Below are 20,543 nucleotides of genomic sequence, written 5' to 3'. Positions count from 1 at the left end.
CCCGTCACCCGGACACCACCACGCGCGGTTCGTTCATGGCAGTCATGGAGTAGGCCGGTGAATGCCGACGACGTTCTCGCCGAACTGCTGGACTGGTTCGAGTATCTGGGCGACTGGATTCCCGGCATCGGCGGGAAGGTCTACGAGATCGTCATCGGCAAATGGCCGAAGGTGCCCGAGGTCGACGTCTACGCGCTGGCGGATGTGTGGGGCGAAGTCGCGACGATGATGTCCGACGCGTCCGCCTCCCTGGTCACCTCCGCCGATCCGATCACCCAGAACTGGCGCAGTTCGGCGGCCATGACGTTCTTCATCCAGTGGAACCGGACGGTCGCCGCCCTCGGTCAGGTCGTCCGCGACATGACGAGGCTGCAGCAGGGCGTGCAGAGCTTCGGTAACAAGATCGAGATGACCAAGTTCAACATCGCCATGAACCTGTTCATGCTCGCCATCGCGGTGCTTGCGGCGATCATGTCCATGCTGCAGACCGTAGGCCTGTCGTGGACGGCCGTGGGCGCCGCATTGGCCCGAGCCTCCACGTCGATCCTGCGGCAGCGCACCAGCCTGCTCGCCGCCGCTGCCGGCCTGGTCCCCAGGATGGCGCCGGGACTGGCGACCCGGGCGGGGCTGGGGGCCAGCATCATGGGCGGCACCAACCTGATCGGTCAGTACGGCCAGATCGTCATGGGCAACCGGACCATGCTGGACGGCGGCGACGTGATCCGCAGCGCCGCCACCGGCGCCGTCTTCCTGGCGCCGATGGGCGGCGGCTTCCTGGGGCACGTCGTCGGTGGCGGCATCGGTGGCGTAGGGGCCTCGGTCGTCGACAACGGTTACCGCTGGCTCACCGACCCGACCTCCCGGAACACGATCAACTGGCTCGGCGACGCCGGGCGCGGGCTGCTCCACGGCGCCGTGATCGGCGGCGCGTTCGGCGCGATCGCCACGGTCGGCCGGCAGCCGCCGTCCCGCGGCACGACGCTACCGGGTGACCGCTGGCAACGCGTCGGCACCGACGTCGTCGGCGGCGACGGGATGAGATCGGTCTCCCGGCCGGTTGCGGAGCTGTCCAATGTACGGGAGGTGAAGACCTCCGACCTCCTCCGTGCGGCGAAGCGCGGCGGCGACGGTGTCGAAGTGACCGTCAAGGAACCCAACCTCGACCACCGGCCAGGCAACGGCCGGGCCGAGCCGCAGGACGGGGGCCGTACCGGCACCGGCACCGGCACCGGCTCCGGTGGCCCAGCGAGCGGCAGCGGCCGCGCGGCTGCCGAGTCGGGTCACACGGGGACGCCGAAGGTCCTCCCCAAACCCGACAGTGCCCAGCTGCCACAGCCGGACGGGCAGACCGGGACGGGCCGACCGGATCCTGGTTCGCCGCAGGCCCGGGTCGAGCCCGGCGAGGGTCCGCGGCCCGACCGATCCGCATCGGACGGGCCGGTGTCCACACTGGATCGGCCGACGACCGGTGAACCGGTGCGGATCACGCTGATCGAGGCGGAACGCCCTGGTGCTGAGGCACCCGCACCCGCGCCGCCCGGTGGGGGCGGCCCACGGACGGACGGTGGCGCTCCCCCGACCACGTTCCCCGGTGAGAACCCCGGTCACCGGCCACCCGGACCGCCGGTCCCGGCCGAGCCGACCCTACGGCCCGGCCCGGCCACGGGCGAGCAGCTCATTCCGCGGGGACCGGTGAATGACCACTGGGTCGGGGCACCCGTCAGCGCGGTCACCACCGACACGTTCAGCGCGACGCTCCTGCCACCGCTGCCGCCGTTCATCGCACCACCGGCGCTGCCGATGCAGCCGCTGCCGCCGCACCAGCCGTTGACACCCACCGAGCCGGCGCCCCTGACGCTGCCGGACTCGCCGCCGCTGACCCCGACACCACCGGCACCGTTCGCGCCGGTCCCTCCCGATCCGGTGCTGCCCGAGCAGCCGCTGCCCCCCGATTCGCCGGTCGCCGCCCCACCGGTTCCACCGCAACCACCGGGGCCGCCCGGGCAACCGACGCACACGCCGCCCAAGCTCGTCCCGGCCGAGCCCGATCAGCACGGCCCGGGAGCCGCCGATCCGGCGCCGGACGGACTGCCCGCACCGACCCAGCCCGGCGTGCCGTGGCTGCCGGGGGCCGACCGGCCCGTCCCGTTCGAGGTGCCGCTTCCGGCCGGACCGCAGACGCCGGGTGGGTCACCGGTCCCCGCCGAGGTGCCCGTCCCCGGCGCCGACGTGCCGCCCGAGGTCCGGGTCACCGCCGACGACATCCCGCTCGAGGTCCTCGACGCCGGACGGCACCGCGAGGAGATGCCGCTGCCCCCGGCGTACGGTCCGCAGGAGTTGCCCCTGCTGCCAGGTGCCGCGGGAAACCCCGTGCCCCTGCCGCAGTTGCGGCCTGGCCTTATCGCGGCCGGCCCGGCCGGCGGAACCGGCCGGCCCTCGGGCGGCCCGGGCGGCGGGTCCCCGCGTCAGGCAGGTCCGGCGCCTTCGTTGCCCGCGGTCCGGGGCTCCGGCCGCCCCGGTGCCGCCACCAAGCTCATCGAGGCGTACGAGCAGTACCAGAACATCCTGCGGCACAACCGCGCACAGGACCGGGCCCAGCAGGACGCGGCCGAGACCGCCGCCCTCGACGCACTGGCCGTCGCCCTGGTCGACCTGATGGACTTCCACAAGGACGCGCGTGACCTGCTGACCGCTCAGCTCGCGCAGGGGCTGGGCGAGCCGCGGCGGTACCGCGACCGCATCGCCGAACACACCGAGATGGTCCAGCGGCTCGAAGCAGTCGCCGACGCCACGGCAGCCGCTCATCAGCCCCGTCCCGGGGAGACCGGCCAACCCGGTCAGCCCGGCCGGGTCGGGGTCAGCCGGGCCGAGCGGTTGGCCGCGCAACGGCGCGCCGAAGCCGCCCAACGACGGGCCGAACGCAGCACCGAACAGCAGCTGCCGATGAGTCCGAACAAGCGTGCGCGGGTGGCGCAGCTGGGCCGGCAGGCGCATGCGGCGGACCGGGGCGCGAACGACCACCGGCTCGACGCCAACCGCCTCTTGCGCCCCATCGTGCAGGAGCTCGCGCGAGCCGCCGAGCACTGGACGGAGGTTGAACGCCGGCGCGAGGCCTGGGCGGCCGACGTGGACGGGCGATTCGACCGGATGGACCTGGCGGAGCTGGCCGGCCTGCTGGGCGACCCCGACCTGCCCTCGAACCGGGTAACGGAGCTTCCGGTCGCCATCGCGCGGTCCATCGTGGGCCCCGAGCTGTGGCAACGCACCGGCACCGCGCCGCAGACCGAGCAGTGGCTGGTCAACGCGGCGGCGACCGCGATCGCGGCGGGACTCGCCGGCGGCGTCAACGCGGTTGCGCGCAGCCGCGCGGTGGTCGCGGCCCTGGTCGGCCGGGACACGCCGCTGCCGCCGGCGGCTTCCGCGTTGCTCGCGCTCGCGGAGCTCTGGCAGGCCGAGGGTGGCGACGCGGCGGATCCCGACGTGGGATCGCCCACCGCCGCGGCCGCCGTCACGGTGGCGGCCGAGATCCTGACCGCCGACGGATCGGCCGGACGTGCCGCTGCGGGCGTGTCGAAGTCCGTACGCGACCTCGTCGATGCGGCGTCGTCGCTCATCGAGGCGGCTGCGCCGGTCGAGGTGGACCCGTACCTGCCACTGCGACCCGGGGCACACAGCGCCGACCTGCGGCCGCTGGCGGACATCGCCGACAGCAACGTCGTCAACACCCCCGAGCTGCTGGCCAGCGCGACGGCCGCGTTGACACCGCTGGTGTCCTACCTCGGCGACGCCAATGCCGCGCTGACCGAACGGTCGAAGCACCACACGAAGAAGAGGGCCGAGGCACAGAAGGAAGCCGAGAAGGCCGGCACAGCGGCAGAAAAGGCGCGCAAGTCCGGTGACCGGCTCGCCGAGACCAGGGCGGCCGAGCAGGAGCGGATCCAGGCCTACCAGGAAGGCGAGATCGCCCGTCGGCACGAGAACCGCTCGCAGGCGTATGAGAACGCGGCGACCACGGCCGAGCAGGCGAAGAAGTCAGTCGACGCACTGCTCGACACGTTGCATCGGGCCGCTCAGCCGGCCCCGGGCCGGCGCGGCGTGACGGAGCCGCAGCTGGCGACGGCCGCGAACGACGTGCTCGATCTCTTCGCCAAATACGACGCGGCGGTGCGTGCCCTGCAACCCGACAAGGCCGCGCTGGCCACGAGCGTGCCGCACCAGCGACTGCCGTGGATCGACGAGCTCGCGGAGGCGATCAACGCCCGGCTCCGCGAGGAGTGGGGCGTCGATCCCCGGGACGAGCATCCGGAGCTCGCCACGCCGGACAAACTGAACCGGATGCTGCGATCGGAGTGGCGCTGGACGGTGGGCGGCGGCGCGATGCTCCAGTTCGGCACGGGGAAGAAGACGGTGGAGTTCAAGGTACGCCTGCGACCCGGTGATGCGGTGGAGGTGCCCGCACCGGATCTCAATGCCGACGAAATCATGATCGGCCAGATCCCGTACTACGCCCACGGCAGCAACATCTGGCAACACATGGTGGGTGGCGGCTCGCAGACGTCGCTGACGGTGCCCGCATTCGGCCCCATCTCCAAGCTGCTCAAGTTGTTCAAGGTGGAAGCTGGCGTGGCGCCCAGCTGGGGGCACTCGTGGTCGCAGTCCGTGACCGGTGCGGACTTCGGCATGCCGGGCGGGGTGCTCGACAACCGTGGTCCGTCGACGCTGTTCGACCTGGCCGGCGAGTTGGATCTGGCGTACCGGACCGCCGGGACCATCAAGCGCAACGGTGGCAACGCCGGCGCGTGGCAGCCACTGCCCTTGGATCCGGCGCGGCAGCACGTGCGCACCCCGGTGTGGCTGGCCGACCCGCTGGCGGACCCGCCCGCCAACATGATCACCAAGCAGGGGACGAAGTTCACGTCGCTGCCCGAGCACGCGCTGGTCGGCATGACCGGCCTGGTCCAGCTGTACGACAAGATCCTGGATGAGCTCGGCGACAGGACGCCCATCGGCAGCACGGCCCGCGCGCAGCTGGCCACCATCATCTTCGAGGTGTATCCCGCCCGGGTACGCCAAACGGCGCAAGGTCCGGTGACCTGGCAGATCAGCAACGACGGCAAAGTGGTCGCCGAAGTCGCCCTCCGCACCACGGTGGATTCCACGACGGCGAGAGTGCTGGGCAGCAGAGGCGACAAACTCTACCTGGAGTGGCTCCGGGTCGGGTTCTCCCAGGCCAAGGTCGGCCACTCCCAGTCCTGGCCACGCCAGATCGGGCGGAACGCCAAGGTGGCGGTGGTGAGCGGCCGGTACGACACCAGCTGGGGTCGCAGCAGCGCCTTCAACGCGGGCTCCGAGGCGATCCATCCGGTCGTGCAACGCTTCGCCGGCGCCAATGCCGTCCTCGAGATGCAGGTGAACCACGAGGCGGAGATCTCACTCGGGAAGGGCAAGCGCACGACTCCGGCGGCAGCGTCGGGAACAGTGGTGGTCGCCGCGCCGGAGACGTACACCTATGCGGCCGGGCTCCCGGTGGCCGCGGACGCGGTGCGAAAGGATGCCGGCGGCACAACGATCCGCGATGCCAGCGGTGAACCGGTGCTCGACGGAGATCTGATCCTGGGCGCCCCGCCGGGCCGGAAGCCGGAGAACCCGTCCTGGCGCCAACGCGGCCGTGCCGACGGCGCCGGTCCGGCGCTCGTGCAGGATCTCACCGGTGTCGAGGGGCCGGATCCGCTGCGGGACCAGGTGCGGCGCAAGCTCGAGGATGCCGGGTTCATCCGCGCCGATGAGGATCACGGGTTGCTCGACGAGTTGACCGCGCTCCGCCTGGAGACGGGCTACGACCAGTCGTTCCAGGACGGCGTCGACGTCGTCGTGACGAACCCGGCGGGCGAGACGCGCATCCTTCGCGTGCAGGCGGTGCGCGTGAGCTCCAACTATCTGGGGTACACGCACAAACAGACGCTCGTCGCTCTCGACATTCATTCCGGTGGTGCGGCGCGCAGTGCCGGTGCCAAGCTGGCCCGAGCGGGTGGCGTCGACGGGTCGCTCACGTGGGACGACCTCATCGGCCTCGGCGGCGGTTTCGGCGGCGGCTGGTCGCGCAGCGCCGCGGCGAACACGTCGGAATGGTTGAACCGTGGCGTGCTCTTCGAAGCCGGCGCCGAAGGCAGCGCGGTCTTCAAGGACACCTTCGACATCACGGTCTCCATGGACGTGAACGGCGCCCCCAGCGTGCTGGCCACCAGCACCGGTGCCACCGCGAAGGTCGTCCTTCCGGTCGCGCTGCTCCCGGACGCCCGACCGACGCAACTGCCCTCCTCGTCACCGGCGCAGCCTGCGGACGTGTCGAAAGCTGATCGCGCACGCGAAGCGCTGCGCAAGGCGTCGATCGTGCACCTGGACGGCCGGACACGGGAGACGGTGCTTGCCGGGATCAAGAAGCTCGGCCTGACCGTCGATCCCCACTCGCCCGCCTTCCTCGCGATGTCCGCGGGCCTGAACCTGCGCAGCCTCATCGCGGCGGGTCCTACGCTCTTCACCGGAATCGGGCACCAGGTGGACGGCGTCGCCTTTCAAGACGGGCAGGCGGTGCCCATCACCATCAAGATCCAGGGTGAGATGGGCACGTCGACCGTCGTCGGCGCCGGTCCGATGGTGCGCGCCGACATCCTCTTCGGCATGCATTCGGTGGGAGACTCGGCCGGCGCCGGTTGGTCCGGCTCGGGCACCGCGCACGGCGCCTTCCCGCTCGGTGTGGTCGGCGCCTCCGGAACGTTGGCGCATGCCCGGAACACGTCGCGGAGTTCGTCGCAGATCGTCGGCGACGAGGTGCTGATCCTTGAGCTGGGGCAGCAGGTGTTCCGAACCGCCAAGGTCACCTTCAACGTCACCGTGACGGCCCGCCCGGGCCCGCAGCAGCCGCCGACCGTGGCCCCGGCGCAGGTCAGCAAGGATCACCTCCTGCTCTATGCCGTGCCCGAGCCGGAGGAACTCGACAAGTACGCGGCCGGCACCGTGAGCATGCCGTTGGATCTCGTCGTCGACGCCGTCGCACGGTACGTCACCGGCGACCTTGCTCTTGATCGGCTGTCGTTCCTCCGGATCGTCCAGAAGCTGGCCGACGATGTCGCGGAGCTGCCCGGGAAACCCCGTTTCGCCCCCACCGTCAACCGCCTGGTCCCCGAGCTGTCCGGCCGGATCGCCCGCACGCTGCGGCAGGAGTTCGCCGACCAGCCGGCGATCCGCGCCGCGCGCAGGAACGCCTCCACCGTCGATCTGCTCAAGGTGCTGACGCCGCTGGACCGCAGCGGTCAGCTCCCGCCGATGGCCCGGCAGGGCAAACCACCCGCCCACCTGAACCACGGCGTGGGACAGAGCCCCATCTACGGCGTCGATCTGCGCACCGCGACCGGAGAACCGGTGGCAGACGTCCTCCACGAGGTGACGGCCCTGTTCGAGCAGGTCGCATCCGGCGCGATCGACCGCACGCCAGGCCTGTGGCGTGCCCTGTACAACCGGTTCGCCGACGGCCGCTGGCTCAACGTCCTCGAAGACGGCATGGGCGGCAACCTGTGGCGGACCGATGTCGAGATCGTTCCGGAAAGCGGGCACGGGCGCGAAGCGGTCGCCGTCGAGCTGGGCGCGGTGAGGCTCGAGGACGGTGAGGTTCTCGGTATCGACAGCGCGATCGCGCTGATCCATCAGAACTATCACTATGAACAGTCCAACCAGGGCGGGTCGCGGAACACCTCCGGATCGGGAGAGGTCACCGCGGGCGCGCCATGGCCGCTGTCGTTCAAGTACGGGGAGACCTCGACGAGGAACAGGTCCGGTTCGGCGTCGTACAACGAGCAGCTGACCCGGTTGTTCCAGGGCGCGAGCTTCACGCCCGTCGCACGGGTGCGGCGACCGATCACCTTCACCCTGACGGTCAGCAGACCCTCCACGCCGCTGCCCGGCCTGGACAAGGCGGTGCGGGGTGCGGTCAACCTGATCCCCGGCCGGAACACGGCGCCGCGTCAGCAGTCCGCCACGCTCACCGGCACGGTGCTCCAGCTGGTTTCCGAGGACGAGATCGAATGGGCGGGTGGCCCGAGCCACAATCCGGCGCAGCCCGTCACCGCCGATCCGACGTCCGTTTCGCTGCCGCACTCGCTGGATGTCGAGACGGTCGAGATCGGCCCGGTCGCCGACGCGATCGTACGCCGGCTGGGCCGGCGCGACCTGTTGGGCAGGCGGGCCCACGAGGTCGCGGACATTGTCCATTCCGCCCTGCGCCCCTCCTCGTATCGGGTCCAGCTGCCCCGGATGAGCGCCGCCACCGGGCACAGGATCGGCAAGCTTCCGGTTCCGGGCCGGCCGAAGATGTCCGTCGACGTCATCGTGCGGGCCCGGATCTCCGAACTCGTCGTCGTCACCGAACGCGGCGACGTACGGATCGGCGACATCGACCGGATCGAGCACATCGCCGAGCACGCCCATGGCGGCGGGACGGCGAAGGTGGACAGCGTGAAGATCGGCGCGCTCGGCGTGGAACTCGGCCGCAGTCGCGAGCGTAGATACGACGTGACGCACACGGAGAAGGTCGGCGACCGGGATGAAACGACCGTCCTCTACGTCACGGAAGGGGCGCTGATCGCCGTCCGGGTCGATCATGACGTGATGTTCGAGGTCTACCGCGACGGCCGTCGTGGCGGTGCCCCGGTCAGGACGGTCTTCCTTCCGGGCGCCGGCAGCGGCCGTGCGTACATGACCGTGGCCAAGGCACATCTGAGTGAGATGGGCCGGCAACGGCAGGGCGGCGGCGCGTGGCAAGCGCTGCTCGCCGACGTCGGGCAACCCGTGTCCCCCGGCTCGGTCGGCCCGGACACGCCTCGGGCGCTTCGCCGGATGTTCCGGCGCCTGGCAGGCAGCAGTGCCGCGCCGTTGACCCTCGAGCAGCTGGCCCGCCCGGCCCTGGGACCGGGCGGCGCCGTCCCGGGCGCGGTCCGCACCCCACCCCGGGTCATTCACGTCGAACCCGTGGTCGACGCGGCGCCGGCCCCGCTGAACCCGCTGGACCTCGGCGCCGAACTGGCCCGGGAGACAGGGGCGGTGGTCGTCTTCGACGTGCGCTTCGCCGATGGCGAGGTGCGGCGGCACTTCGCCATGCCCAACGGCCGCGTCCACGCCGACGGCGACGCCTTCGGCACCCCCTCGCGGCCGATCAACTCGCTGCACACCGCGTACGGCATCAACCGCCCCGACTGGGCCGCGCCAGGCACGGACAACGTCGATGCGATCGGGGAACTGGCCCGCGCGTTCCTCGCCGACGTCGCGGACCAGCTGTTCGTCACGCCCCCCGTGGTGAGGCCCGTCGTCGGGCAGCCGGATGGCGTGTTCGACGTCGACGGTGACGGTGTGCCGCTGCGGCTGCACGTCGGCGCCGGCGAGTTCACGACCGTCGTCGACGGCTCGGCCGCGCCGGCACCGGCCCAATCCGTCCGGGTGGCGGGCGGGGCGCGACCAGAGTGGCAGGTCCGGATCAACGCGGGGATCAAGCCGTCCCTGGTGGCGCGGAATCTCGGCCATGAGCTCCGGGAGATCGTGCTCCGCGAGCGCGGGCTGGCGCCGGAGGCCGCGCACCAGGGAGGCGTCTCGGCGGAGTTCGAGGTCACGGCGCTGCAACTCAACCGGCTGGTGGCCGAACAGTCCGGCGCCAGCGTCGGCAGCTGGATGGAGTCGCTGTTCGAACTGGTCACGCTCGACCGTGCCCCGGGTGACGCGGCGGCGCGGGCCCGAAACCGGCAGGACGTCCTCGATCAGGTCAGTCATCCGGAGGCCGTCCAGCGGGCCTTCGACCTGCTGGACCAGGTCGAGGTGGGCTGGACGCCCTGGCAGCTCGCCACGGCGGCACGCGCGCAGAGTGGATACACCCGGCTCAGCGCCACGCAAGACGATGCCTTGGCGCCCGTGCTCGCCGCGCGTCAACAGGCGCTCGACGCCGTGCTGGACCGCCTTTCGCTCCCGCCGCACGAGGCGCAGGCGGCCCGTGACGAGGTGCTCTGGACCCCGCCGGACCTGCCCGCCGATCCCGACGGCCCCGGCGCCCCCGCCTGGCTGGTCGCCGGTCCGCAGACGGCGGAGCGAGCGGCGGACGTCATGGCGACCGCCCCGGCGACGCTGGCTGCGGTGCCCGACTGGGTCCGCCGCAGGATCGGCGAGGGCAGGTCACCGGTGCCGTTCCTGGTGGAGGACGGCGCCGGCGAACAGGCCGGGGGTCCCCCCTTCGGCATCGAGCTCGAGTTCAACCTGGGCAACGGCCCTGATCAACGTTGGCGGGGTGCGCCCAAGCACGTCCGGCTGGGTGCGATCGGCCGGGACCTGCACGCCGCCGGCCTCACCCGCCATCCCATGCAGCAGCCGTACCACTCCGCGACCGAGCCGACCACCGATGTGGACGGCTGGCGATTCGAGTACGACGCCGATGTGGACGGTGAAGTGATCTCGCCGGTGCTGACCGACTCCCCGCAGGCATGGCGGGCGGTCGCCCGGGTGCTGGAGATCCTGGTCGCCCATGGCGCGCAGATCACCTGGCGGGCCGGTGGTCACGTGCACGTGAGCACCGCCCTGTTCCACCACGATCTCGAGCTGTACCGGCGCCTCGCCGAACGCCACGACCACTTCTTCGAGTCGATCCTCCGGATCGGCACCAACCCGCTGGCTGACCGGCACAGAGGTCTGCGCAGCAGCGAGCCGGCCCCACACCCGGCGACGCCGGAGGACCTGGCCTGGGTCATCGCCGACCGCCCCCGCGGCTCGGCCCTCAGCTTCGCCAACGTCGACGGCGGACCGGGCGATCATGTCGAGTTCCGATCGTCGGACGGTTCGCTGGACCCGGGCGTGGTCCAGGCCCGCGTCACGCTGATGACCGCGCTGGTCCGGTCCGCGCTGCGGGCCGGGACCGAGCCTCTCGCGCCCGCGACGCCGGGCAGCACGCTCGACCCGCAGCGCCACCTGCCGCCACAGCGGATCGACGGATGGCGGGTCTTCGACGCGGACCCGGGCGACCTGGCACAGCTGACCGAGCTGTTCGACGCACTGGATCTGCGTCCCGTCGAGGAGCTCCAGCTCGGCGCGCTCTTCTTCCTCAATCCGTGGTTCGGCACCCGCATCCTGGAGCCCGGACCGCCGCCGCCCGATCCACTCGCCCAACCGCTCAGCGATCTGGCCGCACGCAAGGGCGTCGGCTACCCGCGCGAGGTGATGGTGAACATCGCCGGCGTGCCCGCCGTACGGAGCCGGCTGGCGGCCGGGAACGGCCCGGCAGCAGCGGACCTCGGCGGCTGGGACGCCTACCGTGCCGCCACGGGCTCCGAACTTCCGGCCGGCATCCGTGGCCTCACCGGCCAGGACTTCCAGGAGCTCTACGAACAGCTCGCCGCCGACCTCGCCGGGCTGCCGGAGCCGCAGTTGCGGGCGCGTGTGACGCAACTGTACGAGGCCGGTCATGCCGAGTGGAACGACGCGATGCGGACACCCCCGACGGACACCCCGTCGGACAACCAGACGGACACGATCGCCGCCGCCGCGGTGCCGCGCTCGTTGTTCCGCGGCGACGTGAGGTCAGAGGTCACCAACGCGTGGCGGATCATCGTCCGGGCCACCGCGTGGCGAAGCCTCGCCGAGGTCGTCGCCGATCTGTACGGCGCGTCCGGCTCCGTACAGCGCCACGACACGGCGTTCGAGGCGTTCGACGTGCACCTCGACGGCGTGCGTGCGCGGCTCTTCCTCGGGGTCGGCGACCTGTCCCACCCCACCCGTCCGGTGCCCCCACCGGCGATGTCCGAGCGCCTGCCTTCGCTGTCCCCGACCGACATTCCCCAATGGAGTGTCACGGTGAGCGAGGGAACCGACCCGGTGGACATCCCCCGCGCGCTGACGCACGAGCTGCGCGAGATCCGGGCCCGCGAACTGTCAACGTCCTCCGAGGCGGCAAGCGAGCTGTCCGCGTCCTTCGAGGCGGCCCATGAGGAGGGGCGCGCGGGCGAGTTCGACGACCTGGCACGGAAGGTGCTGGCGATCCCCGAGGACCATCCGGCAGCCGCGGAGCAGGTCTGGCCGTGGCTGCGGGCGGTGTACGAGTTCGCCGCCCTGGACATGGAGGACGGCATTTTCGACGTGGAACGTAGTGCCCGTCGAAGGTCGGTGGTGCCCTACACGCAACACCCGGAGCTGGTCATCGCGGCGTTCGCCCTGCTGGACCGCGGCAGCGGCCTGGAATCGGACGATCCGGATCAGTCCTGGCAGATGAAGGCGGTAGGGAAGGCCGTGCATGATCTTGCCATCCAGGTCAGGCCGATGGACGCGTTGTCGCGCCAGATCCAAATACGGGCGAAGGGCCTGGCGGAGGTGCTGAAGAACCTTTCCTGGCGGTGGCCGGCGACGATGGCTGTCGCACAGAGCTACCTCCGGACCCTGCCACCGGAGGACCGGGCGACCGCGAGCCGTTCACTCGTCAGTCACGTGCTCGACACCTACTACTACCCCTTCAAGGTGACGGTCCGGAACGCGTACATCGGCCAGGACCGGGTCGTGGTCGGAATGGACGTCCTTGATCGTGAGAAGGGGACGACCGGCACGGTCGTACGGAGCCTGCTGGTGCGCGACGACGGCCTGTTGACGTATCGGCGGGAGACGACGACCGGGCCCGACGCGGCCAACTTCCTCGACTCCTTCGACCGCACGGTGGAGGATCGCCTGGCCACGCTCGGGGTGGTCGAGGTGCGGGCCGACCCCGACAGCATTGATGCCAACTCCATCGGCTGGGCCATCGACCGGCCGGTGCCGGCGCCGCTGCGGCAGCGGCTGCTGGTGGAGGAGGACCTGTTGGCGCGGGCGGTAGCGGCCGTCGAGCGGGGCATCGCCCCCGATGGGTATCAGGGCGCCAGCCTGCCGGAGTTGCGCTCCCTGCTCACCGAGGTACGCGAGATCGGGATAGCGCTCGCCGCGGGTGCCGTGGTGCCGCTGGCGCGGGTCATCCAGCTGGGCTGGCGGACAGGCGACGGTATCTGGCCGCCGGCCTCCGACACCCCGCACTGGCTGGGCGCACGGGTGCTCGCCGAGCCCGGCTGGACGGCCACCCGGCTGATCCGCCCCAGCGGTCCCGGCCCGGAGCCTCGACTGCAGCTGTGGCGGGACGCGAACCTGCTTCCGCACAGCACGCTGCACATCGACGACGTCCCCGGCTCGACGCTGCGGTCGGACTTCCTGCCGTTGCCGAACAAACGCGAACTGGCGCCGCATCTGCGCGGCGCGCTGCTCGATGAGGCCGAGCGGGCGCGGTATCTCATCCGGTGGCAGCAGGCCGCCGAGGAGCACCTGGCGGACGGCAAGAACTGGCCCACCGTCCACCTGGATCTCACCGAGAACGAACCGGTGAGCATCCAGCTCGCGGTCTACCACGGCACTCCCGACGCCCCGGTGGGGATCCAGCGCAACGCCAGGCGCGACTTCCGCATCAACCTCACCCCGAGACTCGACCCGCGGCAGTTGCCGGCGCTCACCGCCACCGCCCTCCGCCTGATCCGGGCCGGGCTGCTGGACCAACCTGTGCTCGATGAGAACGCATGGTTCCGGCAGGAGCTCCTTCGCGACTGGGCTCGCCGGCTGCCGCCCGGCGACACACTCACGTGGCCCTGGCTGGAAGCCGCGTTCGAGGTGGCGGCCGCGGCAACCGCCATCGGGGACGGGTCGCTGCCGGCCGACCTCCCGGCACCACTGCTGCGGTTGTTGCAGGACCCCGGCTCGCTCCCGCCTGGACAGCGGGCAGCCTGGCGGGCCGCGCGCAAGATCGCCGCCCGAGCGGGGGCCGCCCAGCACCGATCGAGGGAGTGGTCGGCGACCAGGTTGCTCACCGAGCGCGCCCGGGTGGTGTCGGGGCTGCTGCGCCACCGCGATCTGACGGCGGTGCAGCAGCAAGCGCTCGCGGCCGGCTTCCTGGACTCACTCCATCCGGTGCATCGAAGCGAGATCGGCGCCGGCCCGCACTCGGCCCTGCGCACCATCGCCGCCGTGGCGCACGCCGGGCGACCGCAGGCCGGACCGGATCCGGCCCGGCTCGCCGAGGTCCGGATGGCTGTCGATGCGCTGCCTGAACAGCCCGAACTGGACTGGCCGTGGCTGAGCGCGGCAATGTGGCTCGCCCAGGCCATGACGGCCGCAGGCCTGCCCGATCCGCACTCGGCAGGGTGGGCGACCGCCCTGCGGGGACCGATGCTGCGCGACGTCGCCCCTCGGCTGAACGCGATCTACGGCGAGCCCGAGCACCCGCGATGGTGGGACCGTCTGCGGCAGGCCGCCCCGCTGCCGGACGAGCAGGCGTCGGGATGGCTGCTGGCCCGGGTCGTCGCACACTCGGCGGACAGCATGCAGTACCCGGGCGCGGACATCGCCTTCCTGCATCGGGCCGAACTCCTCGCCGACATGGTGCGCTTCTGGATGGCTGAGGTGGCGAAACCGACGAGACACGCCCTGGCCACCGGCTTCCTTCAATCGCTCGGACCGCAGCAGCGGGCGTGGCTGGACTCGTATCCCGCCCTGCTGGAGTACCTCACCGAACTGGCCTCTCCCGAGGGGACGGAGGGTTCATCATGACCAGGCCGTACGAACCACCCGCGCCCGAGGTCCCGACGCCGGCGGAACTCGACGTACGGGAGGCGATGACAGTGCTCCAGGCGAGGTCGCCCGAGGAGTGCCAGCTCTACATGACGCTGCACCCGTGCGAGTGCGGCGAACGGAGGTTCGCCTGGTCGAGGCACTACACGGTGCCCGATCCCGGCCAGCCGGACGAGCGCGGAGAGTCCGTCTACGAGGGCGACTGCCCGGGTTGCCGGCGGAGCCGGCGCTTCCGGTTCCTCATCCCGCTGGCGCCCGCGCCGTCGCCCGCGTTCGGTGGCGCCGAGCCCTCCCGCATCATCGACCCCGCCCAGTTTCTTGACCACTACCGGGCCATGGTGGCCACCGTGGCGCCAGATCCGGCCCAGGTGCCGGAGCACCTGCTGCCGCGGCAGTACGCGCTGCTGCGGACCGGACTGGCCGCGCTGGAAGAGGTGCTCAAGTTCGTGCCACCCGGGGCCAGAGCCGTGCCGGCCGGGTCCTTCACCTCCACGGCCGGGGCGGCCAGGTACGCCCGGGACCCCGGCCAGTTCCGCCGGGAGCGGCTGATCGCGCTCCTGGAACTGCACCAGGGCACGGTCGCCGCCTACGCGCGGGCGCTGACGCGGTGAACCCGCCGGCAACGGCAGCTGCGCCAGGACCGCGGCACCGCTCGCCGTCGCGGGCCCGGGTTCGCACCTGCCGGCGTCCCGACCGGATCGGCAGCCCACGGTGACCGCCGAGCTGGGTGTGGCCGCCTGGCAGCCCGCCAACGAGACCGAACACGCCATGGCCGCAGCGCTTGACGTCGACGACCGCCGCGAATACTTCCGGCTGCTCGCCGGGGCCGACCTCTATCTGCCCGGCTACGCCGAGTCTGACGCCGGCCCGGCGGAACTGGTCACCGCCGACTTCCTCGGCGAGACGTACCTGCTCGCCTTCACCTCGGCCGAGGCGCTGACCGCGCGGCTGGGTGAGCTGGCCAACGTCTACCGCGTGGTCGCCTGCGAGCAGTTGCGTGCGCAGTGGCCCTGGCCGCAATGGCGCCTCGCCGTCAACCCTGATCTCCCGCTCGCCGTCTACACCTCGCCCGACGCGGTCGCGGCGGCCGCCGGCGGAGCGCTCGCGGTGGCACGCGAGTCCGAACTGCTCAGCGCGCCGCACGGCTTCGAGGTGGTCGCGCACAACCCGGTCGACGAGGTCCTTGCCGCCGCGGTCGCGTCGGCCGACGCCGAAACCTACCTGCGCGCGCTGCTGGCCGCCGAGGTGACGGTGCCCACCCGGCGCGATCTCACCGCACCGGACGCGGCCCACCTCGTCAGTACCGAACGCTTCCCCTGGCTTCCTGGCGGCACGGCGCAGGCACCGTCGATCAGCGTCTTCACCTCACCGGCCCGGTGCACGCAGGCGTTACCGGCGACGCCGTCGATGACGGTCGCGTTCGCCTTCGTCGCGGCCACCTGGCCGGAGGGCCACACCCTCGTGGTCAACCCGGGCACACCCCTGCAGCTGGCCCTGCCCGGGGCCCAGGTGCGCCGGCTCGTCCCGGCAGACCCGGACCAGCCAACGGCGGACGATCCGCGGTGAGGTCCCGGCCTGGCGTGGCTGCCCTGATCCTGACCAGCGGTGTGATCGCGATGACCGGTGCGCTGGCGGTCGCCCGTCCGTCCGCCGCGGGCCCGGTCGTCGCGGCGCCCACGAACTGCGCCGGCCCCGGCCAGGAATATGCCCCGGTGCCCTGGGCGACGAGCCTGCTCGCTCCGGCACGGGTGTGGCCGTTCGCCCGCGGCAACGGGGTCCGCGTCGCCGTGCTCGACTCCGGCGTGGACGCCGCGCACGCGTTGCTGAAGGGCCGGGTCGCCGCGGGCTTCGACGCGGTGACGGCGAAGGGGCGGGCCGACTCCGACTGCACCGGCTCCGGAACGCGGGTCGCGGGAGTGATCGTGGCTCAGCCGTCGGCGGCGCGAGGCTTCAGCGGGCTCGCACCGGCCGCGACGATCCTGCCGGTGCGGATCCTGCCGGACAGTGGATACGCCAACCCGGACCAGGCGGACCCGGCGGTGCTGGCCCGCGCCATCACCTGGGCGGCCACGCAGGGCGCCCAGGTGATCTGCGTGCCCGTGCCGGCCTACGCCGACAGTGCCGAGCTGCGGGCGGCGGTGGCCGCGGCACTCGCACGTGGGATCGTCGTGGTCGCCGCGGCCGGGAACCTGGGCGGCCCCGGCTCAGCCAATCCCACCCCCTATCCGGCCGCGTACCCGGGCGTGCTCGGTGTCGGTGCGGTCGACGCGAACGCCGGGCGCTGGGCCGGCTCCCAGCACGGCGAGTACGTCGATCTGGTGGCGCCGGGCGACGGCATCGTCTCGACCCAGCGCCTCAGCGGCCTGACCGAGGTCGACGGCACGGGCGTGGCGGCGGGTTTCGTGGCGGGCACCGTCGCGCTGGTGCGCGAAGCGCATCCGGAGCTGGGCCCGGACGCCGTCGCGGCCCGGCTGGCCGCCACGGCAACGCCGGCCGGGGACCGGGCCCCGAGCCACGAATACGGCGCGGGCATCGTCAATCCGTACAACGCCGTCACCGACCAGCTGCCCGCGCCGGCGGCATCGGCCGGCCTGCCGATGTTCAGGCCGCCCGGGTCTGCTGTGGACCTGGCCGGCCCGGAGCGTCGACGGCGCGCGATCGCCCTGACCGCCGGGCTCATGCTGGTGGCGGCGGCGATCTGGATCGGGCGAACGGTGGTGCTCAGGGGTTCGCGCCGGCGCTGGCGCTCAGCGCTCGCCGAGCCGCCGCCGCAACCGGTCGAGCCGGCGGCACCGGGTCCGCCGGTGCCGCTCTTCGAGGAGGAGCCCCTCGGCGGGCCGCCCGCCCGACGCCCGTGAGCGACGGCCCACGTGCTGAGCACGGGTGGCTCAGCCGACGACCGGCAGGAGGGCCTGGGCGGGGTCGAGCGTGGGTCCGGTCGGCAGGCGTTGCGCCAGGGCGACCGGCACGTCGAGCGCACGGGCCGGGTCGTAGCCCAGAAATCCCAGTACCTCAGCGGACGGCACCGGGTAGCGGACCCCCAGATCGGTCACGATCGAGTAGGTTCCGGCCTCCGCGTCCGGCGAGGGCAGCACGCGGATGACAGCGACCGCGCCGGCCGGGACAGCGACCCGGTCGGCCAGGCTCGCCCCGGTTGTGGAGCGTCCGACGGTCGGAATGCCGGCGTCGAGTCCGGCGGGCGTGCCACCGAGATGCAGCACCGGCTCGGCGCGGGCGTTCACCGTGCTGGCGCAGACCAGATCGTCAGGCTCCGGCTGGACCAGCACCGGTGCCCGCTGCGGTGGTGCCGTCACACCGTCGGTGGCCGGCAGGAGGGAACTTCGCGGCGCGGCGGACGCGACCGCGACCGTGACCTCGATCGGCCGGACCACAGCGTTGGCGGCCAGCAGAGCGTGCTGCAGACTGGTCAATGGCGCCAGGCCGTCGTCGAAGACGAGGTAGTACTGCGGCCCGGCGGCGGTCGGTGCGGCGAGCAGGTCGCCGATGCGACGGTCGGGCACGGCGCCGGCGACCTCGCCGTGCCTGGGCACCACGATCGGGCCGATGTCGGTGCCGGCCGGCAGCGCGTTGAGCCATGCCGTCCCGACCCGCACCGAGTTGGCCGTCGCGCCGAACAACGCCGGCACCACCGCCTCGGCCAGGGCGTACCGGTGGCCGCGCCACACCAGGAAGCGCTGGCCGGTCACGGCGTCACGCGCCAGGATCCCGTGCCCGGCATCCACGGTCGTGCCACCGGTGAGCTCGCGGCCGACAACGAGGCTGGTCACGGTGGTGGGAGCGCCGGAGGCGCCGACCGCCTCGGCGGTGCACACCGACCACGGCAGCCCGACCGCGCTCGCGGCCGGCGGCAGCGAGTTCGGCGCGCCCGCGATGCCCACCGTGACCGCGCGGGGCACGCCCACCAGCGCGGAGCGCGGCACCCGGAACACCGGTGCGCCGGAGCGTCCTGACAGCAGCAGCGCGGATGCGTAGTTCAGCGTGGGGTGCAGCCGGCCGGCGACGTAGACGAAGCTCGCCCCGGTTTCCTTCTCGATCACCACCGCGCCGTCAGCCCGCCAGCCGTTCCCACCCACCTTGGTGATCAGGCCGTACACGCCATAGCCGGCGCCCACGACGATCGCGACCATCAGACCCGCGAACACGGCCCCGACGCCACGCCGCAACGGCGACTGCGCGGGATCGGTCTCGCGCATGACGAACGCGGAGATGACCCGCTGCACCAGGAACTGGTAGGCGTGCAGTTGATCCTTGCGCGATGCCATCGCCGCTCAGCCGCCGAAGGAGCCGAAGAGGTCCCGGAGCCAGTCATAGACCCCGGCGACCGCGCAGGCCAACGGTAGGAGCACCACGATCGCCGCCACGTCGGCGATGTCAGCCAGCCGTCCCACGTACGGTGACGGTGTGCGCCGGCTGTAGGCCAGCGCCGCGGTGAGGATCAGGATCGCGGCGCCCACGACGAGCAACAGCCGCACCAGCGTCAGGTCCGCATCACCCGGCCCGAGCCCGAACGCCAGCAGCCCGAGGCCGGCCACCCCACCCACCAGCATCGGCACCCGCTGCCGGGGCAGCGCGAACAGCCGCGCCCGCAGCAGGAGCGCCACCGAGGCGGCGGCGCCGAGGAGCCGCCCGGCCGTGCCGCCGTCAACGACGAGCACGACGATGGCGCCGCCGGCGATGAGTGCGACCGACAGCAACATGCCGGAGAGGAGCTCGGTGGCCCGGGCCACGGCGGCGAAGACGCTCGCCCGCGGCGGCATGGGCCGGTCCGCCAGAATCCCCTCCGCACGGTCGGGCAGCTCGGGCACCGGGATCTTGCCCAACGAACTCGCCAGCAGCGGGTAACCGGGAAGCATCGCAATCACCAGCGACAGCATCGTCGCCGCGGCGCCGGTGGCCGGCATTCCGGCGAAGACGAGCAGTGCGCTTCCCGCTCCCGCGAGGCCGGTGAAGATGCCCGTGAGGAACAACCACGGGGCGCCGGTGACCGCGACGTAGGACACCACGCTCACGGCGACGAGCATCCCGGCCGCCCCCAGCAGGCTGGGCGCGCCGAGGCGGCTGAGGCTCACCGTCGTGGGTGCGACCGCGAGGGCGCCGGCGAACCCCGCGTAGGGCAGCGCGGCACCGGCCAGCACCGCGCCGGCGACGGCATCGGCGAAGGCCCGTGCCGCAACAGCGCCGGCGAGGACGAGCAGCGCGGTGACGGCGAACAACGCCCCGGTGACGGGTGACCAGGGCGGTCCGGTGACGGCGGCGTCAACCAGACCCAGCAGGAGGATCGCGGCGGTCACGGCGAAACCGGTGCGGCGGGTCGCCGGACCGCCCCAGGACCGCCCCATCCGGCGTGCACCGCTGGCGATCACATCGACGATGTCGTCATACGCCGGCTCCGGCCAGTCCAGTTCGCGCGGCACCAGGTGCACCACCTCGCCGTCGCGCACGTCCTGCGCGCCCAGGCTGCGGGTGGCCAGCAGCACCGTGCCGGTTGCGCGGCGCAGCACCCAACCGTTGTCGCTCCGCGCGTCGTCGGGCAGTCCCTGCACCGCGTGCCGGACCAGATGCGGCAACAGTTCGGCCACCGGCGCGTTGTCGGGCAGCGCCACGTCGAACCGGCGCGCTGCGGTCACGACGGTCACCCGGGCCAGCCCGATACTGCCCTGGGCTGTCAACCGACCACCTCCACCGGCTCGCCGCGGCTGTCCACGCAGCCAATCGCGCCTTGCAGAAACCCCGGTCTACTATGGGTCGTCGATTCCCGCCCGTCGATACCGTGATGGGTTGACCTGGACATCGGTGTACCGCAAGGGTTTACTCCGCCCGGGTTTTCGGCGACGCACTCGCAACAACGGCGGACCGAGAAAGGCGGC

General features: G+C 72.4%; 6 protein-coding genes. 4 read left to right on the top strand and 2 right to left on the bottom strand.

The genetic code is table 11. From position 1 onward, the window contains the following. Positions 1–57 precede the first annotated feature (57 nt). From AB0H83_RS14700 to AB0H83_RS14685, 4 genes are all read left to right on the top strand, one after another. Entirely contained in the window at positions 58–14,634 is a 14,577-nt protein-coding gene (locus AB0H83_RS14700; protein ID WP_360092584.1) for a hypothetical protein, read from the top strand. Beyond that, positions 14,631–15,266 (top strand): hypothetical protein, encoded by a 636-nt coding sequence (locus AB0H83_RS14695; protein ID WP_360092581.1) that lies wholly within the window; start codon positions 14,631–14,633, stop codon positions 15,264–15,266. The genes AB0H83_RS14700 and AB0H83_RS14695 overlap by 4 nt, the downstream gene beginning before the upstream one ends. A gap of 100 nt (positions 15,267–15,366) precedes the next feature. After that, entirely contained in the window at positions 15,367–16,221 is an 855-nt protein-coding gene (locus AB0H83_RS14690; protein ID WP_360092578.1) for an SseB family protein, read from the top strand. Between the two features lie 14 nt (positions 16,222–16,235). Then, the gene (locus tag AB0H83_RS14685; protein ID WP_360092575.1) at positions 16,236–17,513 is read left to right on the top strand and encodes a S8 family serine peptidase; all 1,278 of its coding nucleotides are present in this window, start codon (positions 16,236–16,238) and stop codon (positions 17,511–17,513) included. Between the two features lie 30 nt (positions 17,514–17,543). On the opposite strand, the gene eccB is transcribed toward AB0H83_RS14685, so the two are convergent. Together eccB and eccD are read right to left on the bottom strand one after the other, a co-directional pair. Next, positions 17,544–18,938, bottom strand: a complete 1,395-nt coding sequence (gene eccB, locus AB0H83_RS14680; protein ID WP_360092572.1) for a type VII secretion protein EccB — start codon at positions 18,936–18,938, stop codon at positions 17,544–17,546. 6 nt (positions 18,939–18,944) lie between these two features. Then, positions 18,945–20,345 carry a type VII secretion integral membrane protein EccD gene (gene eccD, locus AB0H83_RS14675; RefSeq protein ID WP_360092569.1) on the bottom strand — a complete coding sequence of 467 codons (1,401 nt, stop codon included), beginning with the start codon at positions 20,343–20,345 and terminating at the stop codon, positions 18,945–18,947. Positions 20,346–20,543 lie beyond the last annotated feature (198 nt).

This window comes from Dactylosporangium sp. NPDC050688 (genome assembly GCF_040654515.1).
GTDB lineage: Bacteria > Actinomycetota > Actinomycetes > Mycobacteriales > Micromonosporaceae > Dactylosporangium.
Note: the sequence above shows the minus strand (reverse complement) of the source record. Positions and strands in the feature narration are given on the sequence as shown.